Raw genomic sequence first — 12,223 nt, 5'->3', positions numbered from 1 at the left:
TCAGGATTCGCCGTCGGCGAGCTGGATGAGCGCGTGGGCCTTCGCGGCGTACTTCCAGTTGCCGAGGTCCCGGATGGTCTTGATCTTGAGTTCCGCGAGGAGTTCGTCGTGCTTCTTGGTCAGCCCCTCGAGCGCGGACGGCGGCGCGTCCAGCAGCTCGTTGATGCCCTTGTCCTCCCATGCCTTGTCGACCAGCTTGTTCAAGTTCAGGCTCACGTCGTTCGCCTTTCCTCGGGGCCAGGTACGCGCCTCACCCTGAACGTGATCCACGTCTCAGGCAACAGGTGATCACCCGTTCACGCGTAGTTCACCGACGGTCGGACCGATGACAAACGTGACCCTGGTCGAGTACAACGAACGGGTGACGCAGCGGAGAACTGGCGGCGGCTGCCTCTTCCTGGTGATCGTGCTGTCCGTCCTGGGGATCGCTTACCACCTGTGGGAGCGAGGGACGTCGGTGACACCGGCGGGGGTCACCACTTCGGATGGCGCGGGCCGGTATGTGGCTCTGGGTGATTCCTATACGGCTTCGCCGGGCACCGGACGGCCCGTGGGCGCGCCGTCGGGCTGCGACCGATCGGACAACAACTACCCGAGCCTGCTCGCCGCGAAGCTGCGGCCGGCGGAGTTCGTCGATGTCAGCTGCGGTGGCGCCACGACCGAGCACCTCACCGGCGAGCAGAAGACCCGTGACGGCACGAACGCTCCCCAGCTCGACGCGGTCACCGGGAGCACGACGCTGGTGACCGTCGGGATCGGTGGGAACGATGTCGGCTTCGTCGGCTTCGGGGGCCAGTGCGCGACGCAGAACCAGGCCGCTTCGCCCTGCAAGACCCAGCTGACCGCGGGCGGTCGTGACCAGCTCGCCGAGCGGATCACCGCCGCGGCGGACCGGCTCGGCGGGGTGCTGGACCAGATCCGCGCGAAGGCGCACGAAGCCCGCATCGTGGTCGTCGGGTACCCGACGGTGCTTCCGGACGACAACGGCGGCTGCTGGCCGGTCCTGCCGGTCGGAGAAGGGGACGTGGCCTACCTCCGCGACTCGCTGAAGCGGCTGAACACCACGCTGCAGGAGACGGCTAAGGCGCACGAAGCGGGCTTCGCCGACATGTCGACCGCGAGCAAGGGGCGCGACATGTGCAGCGCCGCGAACCGGCGGTGGGTGGAGGGCCCGGCGCCCGCGGTGCCGGGGGCGCCGCTGCATCCGAACGCGCGGGGCGAGGAAGGGATGGCGGAGGTCATCCAGAAGCTGCTGAAAGTCGCGTAGCGACGTTATTGGTTTAAGCGCGCGAAGCAGCCCCTCTTGGGCCTGCGAAGCGCCCTTCGCAGCGCTACGCGGGCCGACCTGGGTTCCCCGCACCCGCGTTGACCTGCGAAAAGAGAGCAAGGGACCTTCGCTATCGCTTCTCTCAACGTTGAGAGAGGCGATAGCAAAGGTCCCTTGCTATCGCTTTGAGGTCAGGTTCGGACGACCGCTTGCGCCTTCCCGAGGACGGCCTTGCCCTCGAATTTGGCGGTGATGTCGACGCGTGCGGTGCCGTCGTCGTTGACGACGGCGACCTTCCCGGTGAACTCGATCGTCGCGGCGCCGTCGTTCGGCACGACCACGGGGCGCGTGAAGCGCGCGAAGTAGTCGACGAGGCGGCCGGGGTCGCCGAGCCAGTCGGTGACGAGCCGCGCCCCGAGCGCCATGGTCAGCATGCCGTGCGCGATGACGTCCGGCAGGCCGACCTCCTTGGCGAAGGTCTCGTTCCAGTGGATGGGGTTGAAGTCCAGCGAGGCGCCCGCGTAGCGCACCAGCTGCTCCCTGGTGACCTCGATCGTCAGCGGAGCCAGTTCTTCCCCGGCGGTGAACGTGCTCACGCGCCCTCCCCTCGGACCACGAGCTGGGCGTACGTGGTGGCGATCGGGCCGCCGTCGGCGCCGGAGATCTCGGCGCGCAGGTTGATGAAGTCGTTCCCGGCGCGGGTCATGATGTTGTCGATGTACGTGGTGAGCGACAGGACGTCGCCCGCGTGCACCGGCCGCGTGTAGGTGAATCGCTGGTCGCCGTGGACCATCCGCGAGTAGTCGAGCCCCAGTTCGGGGTCGGAGACGATCGCGTTGATCGACGCGAGGTTGATGATCGTGAGGAACGTCGGCGGCGCGATGACGTCGGGGTAGCCGGCCGCCTTCGCCGCTTCGGTGTCGCGGTAGAGCGGGTTCGTGTCGCCGAGCGCGTCGGCGAACTCCCGGATCTTCTCGCGACTCACTTCATAGGTACTGGTCGGCGGGTACGCCCGCCCGGTGAACGACTGGTCCAAGGCCACCCGAGCAGGCTACCGAACCCGGAAAATACTCGAAGCCGCCCTGGTGACCAGGACGGCTTCGAGTAAGACAGGTAGAACCGCTAGACGCTCAGCGGGTCTCTTTGTGAGTCCGGTGCGTACCGCAGTTCGGGCAGAACTTCTTCATCTCCAGGCGATCCGGGTTGTTGCGCCGGTTCTTCTTGGTGATGTAGTTGCGGTGCTTGCACTCCTCACACGCGAGCGTGATCTTCGGTCGCACGTCAGTGGCAGCCACAGCATTTCCTTCTCTACTAGGCCTGGGAAACCCAGGATTACCGCGTAGCGGTGGCCGGACTTGAACCGGCGACACAGCGATTATGAGCCGCTTGCTCTGCCAGCTGAGCTACACCGCCCTTACATAACCCTAACCGCGACACGCTTGCGTGACGCGGTTGAGGTTGCGAGCCCCTTTACGGAATCGAACCGTAGACCTTTTCCTTACCATGGAAACGCTCTACCGACTGAGCTAAAGGGGCCTTGCCCTCTCGCGAGGACTTGGAAAGATTAGCAGGCCGGTCGAAGGGCCTGAACCGGGGGCCCAGTTACCGCAAAACCTCAGGTCAGCAGGGTCAAGACAGTCTCGGAGTGCCGTCCGGGCGAACGCGCCGTGCGGGCCTGCAGCCACGCCTCCAGGCGGTCCTCCGGCAGCGGCCGCGAGATGAGGTAGCCCTGTGCCACGTCACATCCCATGGCCTCGAGCTGATCCCGCGCGACGTCCTCCTCGACACCCTCCGCCACGACCGTGAGGCCGAGCGAGTGGCCCAGTTCGACGATGGAGCGCACGACGGCGAGGTCTCCGAGATCCGTGCCCATGCCGAGAACGAAGCTCTTGTCGATCTTGACCTGGTCGACCGGCAGCTGCCGCAGGTACGCCAGTGACGAGTAGCCGGTGCCGAAGTCGTCGACGGCGAGCACGATGCCCAGCGAGTGCAGTTCCCGCAGGATCGGCAGCGCCTTCTGCGGGTCGGACATCACACCGGATTCGGTGAGCTCGAAGGTGAGCAGCTCGGGCGGGATGCCGAAACGGTCGAGTTCACGCGCGACCTTCGTCGGGAAGTCCTCGTCGGCAAGGTTGCGCACCGAGAGGTTCACCGCGGCGGAGATCCGCAGGCCCTCGTCGAGCCACTTCCGCACGCGCTTCAACGACTCTTCGAGCACGAAGGACGTCAGGACACCGATGAGGCCCGCCGCTTCGATCGCCGGGACGAACTCGTCCGGGCCGAGCCTGCCGAACTCCGGGTGCACCCAGCGCACGAGCGCCTCGACGCCCTGGATCTGCCGGTTCGGCAAGGTGATCTTCGGCTGGTAGTGGACGCTCAGCTGGCCTTCTTCGAGCGACTGCCGGAACTGCGTGACCATCTGGAACCGGCGCATGAAGATCTGGCCCATGCTGGCCATGTAGCCGCGGACCTCTTCACCGCCCTTGGTCGCGCGGACGGCGACGTCGGCGCGCTGCAGGAGCCCGTCGACGTCGACCTGCTCGTCGTCATCGGCCGACGAAGTGACGTAGCCGATCATCGCGTTGGCTTCGACAGAGAGCCTGTCCACCGGGTACGGGGCGACGAGTTCCGCGCGGAGCAGTTCCGCGGCGGCCTGGGCGCGTTCCGGCGCGCAGCCGACGAGGAGCGCCGCGAAGGACGCGCCTTCGAGCCTGGCGAGCGGGACGTCGGGGCCGAGCGCGTCGCGGATCCGGCGACCCGCGGCGATGACCATCCTGTCGGCCCACACGTAGCCGAGTGCGTCGCTGACGGTGGAGAAGACGTCCAGGTCGACCCGGAGCACGACCGCGTCGACCTGTTCCCGCAACGGTTCCTTGGCGACCTGGCGGAAGCCCGGCCGGTTGAGGAGGCCGGTCAGCGGGTCGTGGTAGGCGTCGTGGCGCAGGGTCGCGAGCAGGCGCCGGTTGTCCAGCGACGTCGCGAGGTGGCTGGCCATGGTGCCGAGCAGCTGGACGTCGTACTTGCCGAAACCGCGCCAGCGGGACAGCCTGTCGTGCGCTTCGACGACGCCGAGGAGCTGGTTCGCGCTCCGCAGCGGTACGACCAGCGCCTCCTGCGCGCCGCGGTCGAGCAACGCGGAGCGGACGTCGGGATTGGCTTCGGTGATCCGGAAGTGCCGGACGTGCGCGCCGGGCAGGCGCAACAGCGGGTCGTCGGCGGCCGGGTCGACGGGTGGCAGTTCGTCACCCGCGACGACCATGCGCATGGTGTCCTTGGGTTCCAGCCGCAGCCTGAGCACGACACGGCCGGCGGCCAGCTGGTCCTTGATGCGTTCGGCGATGGTCGCCCACTCGCGGACGTCGACGCCGCCGACGAGTTCGTCGGCCCGCCCGGCGGGACGCGCGGCGGCCTGCTGGCCGGATCGCGCGACCATCAGGCTGACGTCGGACAGCGCTTCCATGTCGCGCTGTTCGCGGAGCAGATCGGAGTACGCCCAGTACAGCGCGGTCAGTCCGAGGAAGACGGCCAGCACGAGCGGCCAGGCCTTCGGCGTACCGGAAATGACCAAATAACCGGAAAGACCGACCGAGGCGTTGACGAAGCCGACGACGAGGATGCGGCCGGTCAGCCGGATCGCGGTGCTGACGCGCATGCGTCGGCGCAGCACGCGGACGGCGGCGAGCGCGAGCAGCGTGCTGACCAGCGGCGCGGTCAAAGTGCCTGCCAGCGCGGCGATCCACGTCATGTCGTGGGCGCCGGAGGCCTGTTTCACCAGTCCTGCCACGGCGAACGCGCCGGTGATCTCCAGCAGGAAGGCGCCGGCGTTGTAGAGGACGCGGCCCGCGACCTTGCGGGCCAGCAGGGTTCCGATGCCCGCCGCGAGATGCGCGGCGAGGACGACTTCGAAAGGTGCGACGAAGAATCCGATGACCAGCGGGATCTCGGTGAACGAGATCGTCCACGAGATACCGCTGCGGACGTCGACGTTGATCCCGAGCTGTTCGGCGAGGAGGAACGCGAGCGCGAGGATCGGCCCGATCCACAACAGATCGTCCGAGGCCTCGAAGTCCAGCCACAGGCTGACGGCGGCCGCGGCGGCGATGCCCATGGTGAGTACCGCGAAGGTGTAGACGCGGAACCGTCGCTCGTCGGTACGAGCCTCCGTAACGGCGCCTCCCTTGCCCGCTGCCGCCTGTGCGGCGCTCACGGGCCTGCCGTTCGTGTCCGGCATCCGACCTTCCTTCCCGGCTGCCCAACCGGTCTTGTCCTACCGCGACCTCGGGGACGAGGGCAATACAGTACCCCGGAGGGCGTACCCAAGTCCCATTCGAGACAGTATGAGATCACCCCAGGGTTAACAATGGGCGCGTCGCGCTGACCTGCGTGGACCAAGGGGTGAAATGGGAGCGATATTCGCGTTCCTTCCGACTACCGGAAGTCACCTGGCGGCACGGCGGAGCCAATCTCGTGAAGTTCCCGGCGGACCCGTCAGTAGGGGCTTGAATAGTCGTATGAATAGCCACGCCATCGCCGCCGGGCATACCGAGCGGCTCGCCACCGTGGACGCCCTGCTCCCGGAAATGCCTGCACTGGAGCCTGTCGAGGGCGCCGTGTCACTCTCCGCGACAGCAGGCGACTCGGTCGCCGCCGGATTGTCGGTACGGACCGAAGCAGGCCCCGATTCTGTTGACTCTCCGTGGCGGGCCCTCGTCGAGCATCGCCTCGAAGCCCGGCTCACCGGCCCTCGTCCGGAAGCGGCCCTTGACGCATTACTCACCCGATGGGATGAACATCTGAAGGCGGTCGCCCCACCTGGGGATGCCGAAACGGCGGCGACCGTGGTGCGGCCCAGCCGGGATTCGCCCGGCTCGGCCGAATTGCTGCGCCGAGGATTCGCTCCGGTGCTGGTGATCGCGGTCCGCCCGGCCGACCGGCTCGCCGTGACGGGGCCGCCCGCCACACCCGGCGTGCACATCCGGCCCGCCGAAGCGGATGATCTCGAAACCGCCGTCGGACTCGAACTGGAATTGCAGCGCTATGACGCGCAGTTCGGTTCCGTCACTTTGCGCGAGGGCGCGGAGGAAGCGATCACGGCGGACCTGTCGAAACAGCTGGGGCGGGAAAATCCGACGTTGTGGATCGCCGAGCTGTACGGACGTCCGCTGGGCATGGTGCGGGTGCAGTTCCCCGGCGAGACATCGTGGATCGGCCACCGGGTCGCGGCCGAGCGGGTCGGTTACCTGTCGTCGCTGGCGGTCGCCGAACCGGCGCGGTCGAGCGGGGTGGGATCGGCGCTCGCCGCGCACGCGCACCAGGTCTTCGACGAATGCGGGACCGAAGTCGTGCTGCTGCACCACGCGCTGGCCAATCCGCGGTCGACGCCGTTCTGGTACGGGCAGGGCTATCGGCCGCTCTGGACGTACTGGCAACGGCGACCGGCGGTGTACCGATCCCGATAGGCTCGGTCCTGGAAGATCAGGGGGGTTCTGTGACCAGGGACGATGAAACGGCCCCGGTGGCGCCGACCGGGGTCGACACCGAAAAACCGTCCGCGGCGAGGATCTACGATTGGTTTCTCGGCGGGACCCACAACTGGGCGGTCGACCGGGAGTTCGCGCGGCGGCTGGAACGGCAGTGGCGCTGGGTGAAACCGGGCGCGCGGCACAACCGCGAGTTCATGAACCGCGTCGTGCGCGCGGCGCTGGACGCCGGGATCCGGCAGTTCGTCGATCTGGGTTCCGGTGTCCCGACAGCCGGGAACGTGCACGAGATCGTCCGGGACGAACTGGCGCCCGGCGAAGAGGCGAAGGTCGTGTACGTCGACTACGAGCCGGTGGCGGTGGCGCACGCGGAGCTGATCCTCGAACGGCATGAGGCGACCGACTGGGCCGGGATCGTCCAGGCGGACATGCGACGGCCGAAGGACGTCCTGCGGCATCCGGAGACGCTGCGGCTGATCGACTTCTCGCAGCCCGTCTGCCTGATGATGATGGCCGTGCTGCATTTCGCCGGGCCGCACGACGATCCGCCCGCGCTCGTCGCGACCTATCGGAACGCGCTGGCGCCGGGCAGCTGGCTGGGGATTTCGCATATGAGCTTCGGCGGCCAGACCGGCGAGGACGCCGACGGGCTGCGCTGGATGGTCGAGCAGTACCGGCAGACGAGCAACCCGGTGTGGATGCGGGACCGCGAAGACATCGAGCCGCTCTTCGGGGACTGGCCGCTGCTGGAGCCCGGCGTCGTCCACCTGCCCGAGTGGCGGCCGGTCCGGGAGCTGCGGCGGGACGAGGAAGGCGCCCGGCCGTTCGCCTGGTGCGGTGTCGCCACCCACCCCTGACCTCCGACCTCTTCCCGCACCGTATCGACTTTAGCGGGCTAATCTCGATGCCTTTGGGCGGAGAGGTCGGAGGGGTGGGTGATCGCTGACGGCGAACGCGAGGAGGAAACAAACGGGTCGATCGGAGAGTTGAGCTAGGCAGACTCAACTAACCGAGGAGTGCACAGATGACCGACAACCGCCTCCTGCCCGTCCTCCCGCTCGATGACGACGTCGTGCTGCCGGGCATGATCGTCCCGCTCGACCTCGCCGACACGGAGACGCGCGCCGCGGTGGAGTCCGCCCAGGCCAACACGCCTGCCCAGGCTTCCTTCCCAGGGATCAGGTCCAGCGCCGCCACCAAGGCCGAGGTGCTGATCGTCCCCCGCGTCCACGGCGAGTACGCCGGGCTCGGCACCATCGCGACCGTCGAGCGCATCGGGCGCGTGCCCGGCGGCAAGACCGCGGTGCTGCTGCGCGGTACCCGCCGCGCCGTCGTCGGCCGCATCGCCGACGGTCCCGGCGCCGCCCGCTGGGTCCACGCCGAGGTCGCCACCGAGACCACCGACGACAACTCGGCGACGCTCGCGTCCGAGTACAAGAGCGTCGTCCTCGCGATCCTCCAGCAGCGCGGCGGCTGGCAGATGATCGACGCCGTCCAGGAGGTCGAGGATCCGTCCGCGCTCGCCGACCTCGCGGGCAACTCGTCGTACCTGAACACCGAGCAGAAGCTCGAATTGCTCTCCGCGCTCGACGTTTCGGCACGGCTCGAAAAGGCCCTCGAATGGAGCCGCGAGCAGCTGGCCGAACTGGAGGTCACCGACACCATCCGCAAGGACGTCCAGGAGGGCATGGAGAAGCAGCAGAAGGAGTTCCTGCTGCGCCGCCAGCTCGAAGCGATCCGCAAGGAGCTGGGCGAACTCGACGGCACCGCCAACGACGACGACTACCGCGCCCGCGTCGAGGCCGCCGAGCTGCCGGACGCGGTCAAGAAGGCCGCACTGTCCGAAGTGGACAAACTGGAGCGGACCTCGGACCAGTCCCCCGAGGGCGGCTGGATCCGCACGTGGCTGGACACCGTCCTCGAACTGCCGTGGAACGAGCGCACCACCGACGTCCACGACATCGCCGCCGCACGCGACATCCTCGACGCCGATCACGCCGGTCTCGACGACGTGAAGGAACGCATCATCGAGTACCTGGCCGTCCGCAAGCGCCGGGCCGAATCGGGTCTCGGCCCGGTCGGTGGACGGCGTTCGGGCGCCGTGCTCGCGCTCGCCGGTCCTCCCGGAGTCGGCAAGACCTCGCTCGGCGAGTCCGTGGCGAAGGCGATGGGACGCAAGTTCGTCCGCGTCGCACTGGGCGGCATCCGCGACGAGGCCGAGATCCGCGGGCATCGCCGCACCTATGTCGGCGCGCTGCCCGGCCGGATCGTCCGCGCCATCAAGGAAGCGGGGTCGATGAACCCGGTCGTGCTGCTCGACGAGATCGACAAGGTCGGCGCCGACTACCGGGGCGACCCGACGGCCGCGCTGCTGGAGGTGCTGGACCCGGAGCAGAACCACACGTTCCGCGACCACTACCTCGAGGTCGAGCTGGACCTGTCCGACGTCGTGTTCCTCGCGACGGCGAACGCGCTCGAGACCATCCCCGGCCCGCTGCTGGACCGGATGGAGCTGGTCACCCTCGACGGCTACACGGAGCACGAGAAGGTCACCATCGCCCGCGACCACCTGCTCCCCCGCGAGCTGGACCGCGCCGGCCTCGGCAAGGACGACGTCATCCTGACCGACGGCGCGTTCAGCCGTATCGCCGCCGAGTACACGCGGGAAGCCGGGGTGCGCAACGCGAACCGGACCATCGCGAAGGTGCTGCGGAAGGTGGCGACCAAGGTCGCGCTGGACGAGGTCGAGCTGCCGCTGACGATCGACGCCGACGGGCTCGAAACCTACCTCGGCCGCCCTCGGCACCTGCCGGAGTCCTCGCTGCCCGCGTCGACCCAGCGCACGTCGACGCCGGGCGTGGCGACCGGCCTGGCGGTGACCGGCGCCGGCGGTGACGTCCTCTACATCGAGGCGTCGCTGGCGGATCCGGAATCCGGCTCGACCGGGCTGGCCCTGACCGGTCAGCTGGGCGACGTGATGAAGGAGTCGGTGCAGATCGCGTTGTCGTACCTGCGCTCGCACGGCGCGGAGCTGGAGCTCCCGGTCGGTGACCTGAAGGACCGCGGCATCCACGTGCACGTCCCCGCGGGCGCGGTGCCCAAGGACGGGCCGAGCGCCGGGATCACGATGACGACCGCGCTGGCGTCGCTGCTTTCGGGCCGCGTCGTGAAATCGGACGTCGCGATGACCGGTGAGGTGTCGCTGACCGGTCGCGTGCTGCCGATCGGCGGGGTCAAGCAGAAGCTGCTGGCCGCGCACCGGGCCGGGATGAAGACGGTGATCATCCCGCAGCGCAACGAGCCGGATCTCGACGACGTCCCGGCCGAAGTGCTGGCGCAGCTGGATGTCCACGCTGTCGCGAACGTCCGCGAGGTACTGGACATCGCGCTGGCCCCGGCGTCCACTCCGGTCACCCAGGCGGCGTAAGGCGTAACGACCCGAGCGGGAGCCCCGGATCCGTCCAGGATCCGGGGCTCCCGGCATTTCCGGATCCGGACGAACCCGGACATTAATCGCCCTTAAACTCCCTATCACGGTTTGATAACGTATATTCCGTGCCACCCCGCCGGGTGCGGCCGCTGAACCTTGAGAGGGCAAGGTCATGAGTCACGGAATCCTGTCTTCCCCACAGCCGAGGCGCCGGTGCGTTTCGGCCGGTCAGATCGTTTGCCTGAGCATTCTCACCACATTCACCACACTGCTGACCTTCACCGGTACGAGCGCGCCGATCGCGGCGGGGATCGCGATCTCCCTGTTCGGCGCCGTCCTCGGCCGGACAGTGCCCGGACACGCGCGCCGATGAACACGGAATCGGAATTCATGGCGCGTTTACGCGAACTCCGCGACCGAAGCGGCCTCAGCATCCGCGCGCTGGCCGCCGCGACCGGCCAGTCCCGCAGCACCCTTGCCGACACCTTGGCCAGGAACACGTTGCCGGGCAACGAAAACCAGATGAGAGTCCTGCTCATCGTCCTGCTCCGGGCCGTCCCTGGCGAGCCCGGACTCGACGACCATCTCGCCGACTGGCGCCACCTGATCGGACGTCGTCACCACCGCAATGGCGGATATGCGCCGCTCGATCGGATACTCCTCGCTTTGGACGTCGCGGAACAGCGCGGCGGTGCCGAAGTGCCGGGCCTCCGCAAAGCGCGGGAAATAGTGCTGAGCGAAGGTTCCCTACGAAAGTTCCCCACCACCGGCGAATACGCCGCGAATTCACCTGGAAGTCCCGTTCCGCCCGTAACCTCCCCTCCGCTCCTTCCCGCACCACCACATCAGCGGAGGCACGAGTGAAGCGACGGAATTTCCTGCGCGCGGCCGTGGTCGGCGCCGGCGTCACGGCGTTCGGAAACAGGCTGTCGGGGACGGCTTTGGCGGCGCCCGCGCAGAACGGCCCCAGCCCGTACGGCGCGCTCCAGGCCGCCGACGCGAACGGGATCCAGCTGCCCGCGGGATTCACCAGCCGCGTCATCGCGCGGTCCGGGCAGAAGGTCGCGGGCACCGCGTACACCTGGCACAACGCGCCCGACGGCGGCGCGGTGTTCGCCGACGGCAGCGGCTGGATCTACGTGTCGAACTCGGAGATCAACCCCGGTGGCGGGGCCGGCGCGGTCAAATTCGACGCGAACGGGACGATCACCGGCGCCCACCGGGTACTGGCGAACACCCGCCAGAACTGCGCGGGCGGCAAAACTCCTTGGAACACTTGGCTTTCCTGTGAGGAGATCGACCTCGGCTTCGTCTACGAGTGCCAGCCGAACGGGCCTGCCTCGGCCGCCGTCCAGCGGCCCGCGATGGGGAAGTTCAAGCACGAGGCCGCGGCGGCCGACCCGGTGCGCAAGGTCGTCTACCTGACCGAGGACACCACGGACGGCTGTTTCTACCGCTTCGTCCCGACGACCTGGGGCGACCTTTCCGCCGGAACACTGCAGGTACTGAAGGCGGGTACGGCCACTTCTGGCAGCTTCACCTGGGCGAACGTGCCCGACCCCGACGGCTCCCCCACCGCCACGCGCAACCAGGTGTCCGGCGCGAAGCGGTTCAACGGCGGCGAAGGACTGCACTACGCCAACGACACCGCGTGGTTCACCACCAAGGGTGACAACCGCGTCTGGCAGCTCAACCTGACGAACAGCACTTACGAACTGGCTTACGACGACTCGCTGGTCAGCCCCGGTTCGGCGCCGCTGACCGGCGTCGACAACGTCACCGGGACCTCATCGGGTGACCTGTACGTCGCCGAAGACGGCGGCAACATGGAGATCTGCGTCATCACGCCGAACGACATCGTGGCACCGTTCCTGCGGATCACCGGGCAGAGCTCGTCGGAGATCTGCGGTCCCGCGTTCACCCCGGCGGGGAACCGGCTGTACTTCTCCTCGCAGCGCGGCACTTCCGGCTCGTCCTCCGGCGGGATCACCTACGAGGTGACCGGCCCGTTCCGGTCCTGAGACAGCGGTATGGGGCGCGCCAGGC

12 protein-coding genes and 2 tRNA genes are annotated in these 12,223 nt (G+C 68.2%); 7 read left to right on the top strand and 7 right to left on the bottom strand.

The features are described 5' to 3' along the window. Window positions 1–216 (bottom strand): hypothetical protein, encoded by a 216-nt coding sequence (locus AMYAL_RS0121095; RefSeq protein WP_020633280.1) that lies wholly within the window; start codon window positions 214–216, stop codon window positions 1–3. Between the two features lie 118 nt (window positions 217–334). Here AMYAL_RS0121095 and AMYAL_RS0121090 point away from each other — a divergent pair, with 118 nt between their 5' ends. Further along, a complete protein-coding gene (locus AMYAL_RS0121090; protein ID WP_020633279.1) occupies window positions 335–1,267 on the top strand; it encodes an SGNH/GDSL hydrolase family protein in 933 nt (310 codons plus the stop codon). 191 nt (window positions 1,268–1,458) lie between these two features. On the opposite strand, the gene AMYAL_RS0121085 is transcribed toward AMYAL_RS0121090, so the two are convergent. From AMYAL_RS0121085 to AMYAL_RS0121060, 6 genes are all read right to left on the bottom strand, one after another. Then, a complete protein-coding gene (locus tag AMYAL_RS0121085; protein WP_020633278.1) occupies window positions 1,459–1,863 on the bottom strand; it encodes a MaoC family dehydratase in 405 nt (134 codons plus the stop codon). After that, entirely contained in the window at window positions 1,860–2,309 is a 450-nt protein-coding gene (locus AMYAL_RS0121080; protein ID WP_020633277.1) for a MaoC family dehydratase N-terminal domain-containing protein, read from the bottom strand. Before AMYAL_RS0121080 ends, AMYAL_RS0121085 begins: the two co-directional genes overlap by 4 nt. A gap of 88 nt (window positions 2,310–2,397) precedes the next feature. Then, a complete protein-coding gene (gene rpmG, locus AMYAL_RS0121075; RefSeq protein ID WP_005152047.1) occupies window positions 2,398–2,562 on the bottom strand; it encodes a 50S ribosomal protein L33 in 165 nt (54 codons plus the stop codon). Between the two features lie 45 nt (window positions 2,563–2,607). After that, window positions 2,608–2,680 (bottom strand) — tRNA-Met (locus AMYAL_RS0121070). 50 nt (window positions 2,681–2,730) lie between these two features. Next, window positions 2,731–2,803, bottom strand: a tRNA-Thr gene (locus AMYAL_RS0121065). A gap of 79 nt (window positions 2,804–2,882) precedes the next feature. Further along, window positions 2,883–5,498 (bottom strand): putative bifunctional diguanylate cyclase/phosphodiesterase, encoded by a 2,616-nt coding sequence (locus AMYAL_RS0121060; protein ID WP_020633276.1) that lies wholly within the window; start codon window positions 5,496–5,498, stop codon window positions 2,883–2,885. Between the two features lie 280 nt (window positions 5,499–5,778). Here AMYAL_RS0121060 and AMYAL_RS0121055 point away from each other — a divergent pair, with 280 nt between their 5' ends. The 6 genes from AMYAL_RS0121055 to AMYAL_RS0121030 all read left to right on the top strand — a co-directional run bounded on the left by AMYAL_RS0121055 (window position 5,779) and on the right by AMYAL_RS0121030 (window position 12,198). After that, window positions 5,779–6,726, top strand: a complete 948-nt coding sequence (locus AMYAL_RS0121055) for a GNAT family N-acetyltransferase (RefSeq protein ID WP_026467298.1) — start codon at window positions 5,779–5,781, stop codon at window positions 6,724–6,726. Window positions 6,727–6,755: 29 nt separating this feature from the next. After that, complete coding sequence (locus AMYAL_RS0121050) at window positions 6,756–7,604, top strand: SAM-dependent methyltransferase (protein WP_020633274.1); 849 nt, start codon at window positions 6,756–6,758, stop codon at window positions 7,602–7,604. A gap of 167 nt (window positions 7,605–7,771) precedes the next feature. Next, a complete protein-coding gene (gene lon, locus AMYAL_RS0121045; protein WP_020633273.1) occupies window positions 7,772–10,174 on the top strand; it encodes an endopeptidase La in 2,403 nt (800 codons plus the stop codon). A gap of 175 nt (window positions 10,175–10,349) precedes the next feature. Further along, entirely contained in the window at window positions 10,350–10,550 is a 201-nt protein-coding gene (locus AMYAL_RS0121040; protein ID WP_020633272.1) for a hypothetical protein, read from the top strand. Beyond that, on the top strand, window positions 10,547–11,041 hold the full coding sequence (locus tag AMYAL_RS49275; RefSeq protein WP_143267661.1) for a helix-turn-helix domain-containing protein: 495 nt from the start codon (window positions 10,547–10,549) through the stop codon (window positions 11,039–11,041). Before AMYAL_RS0121040 ends, AMYAL_RS49275 begins: the two co-directional genes overlap by 4 nt. Then, complete coding sequence (locus AMYAL_RS0121030) at window positions 11,038–12,198, top strand: alkaline phosphatase PhoX (protein ID WP_020633270.1); 1,161 nt, start codon at window positions 11,038–11,040, stop codon at window positions 12,196–12,198. The genes AMYAL_RS49275 and AMYAL_RS0121030 overlap by 4 nt, the downstream gene beginning before the upstream one ends. The last annotated feature ends 25 nt before the right edge of the window (window positions 12,199–12,223 follow it).

The organism is Amycolatopsis alba DSM 44262 (assembly GCF_000384215.1).
Classification (GTDB): Bacteria; Actinomycetota; Actinomycetes; order Mycobacteriales; family Pseudonocardiaceae; genus Amycolatopsis; species Amycolatopsis alba.
This window is presented reverse-complemented; position numbering and strand designations above follow the sequence as displayed.

What these genes read in the sequence shown, in the direction of transcription:
- AMYAL_RS0121060 (WP_020633276.1), bottom strand. Translation starts at nt 5,498, where the DNA reads ATGCCGGACACGAACGGCAGGCCCGTGAGCGCCGCACAGGCGGCAGCG.
- AMYAL_RS0121055 (WP_026467298.1), top strand. Translation starts at nt 5,779, where the DNA reads ATGAATAGCCACGCCATCGCCGCCGGGCATACCGAGCGGCTCGCCACC.
- lon (WP_020633273.1), top strand. Translation starts at nt 7,772, where the DNA reads ATGACCGACAACCGCCTCCTGCCCGTCCTCCCGCTCGATGACGACGTC.
- AMYAL_RS0121040 (WP_020633272.1), top strand. Translation starts at nt 10,350, where the DNA reads ATGAGTCACGGAATCCTGTCTTCCCCACAGCCGAGGCGCCGGTGCGTT.
- AMYAL_RS49275 (WP_143267661.1), top strand. Translation starts at nt 10,547, where the DNA reads ATGAACACGGAATCGGAATTCATGGCGCGTTTACGCGAACTCCGCGAC.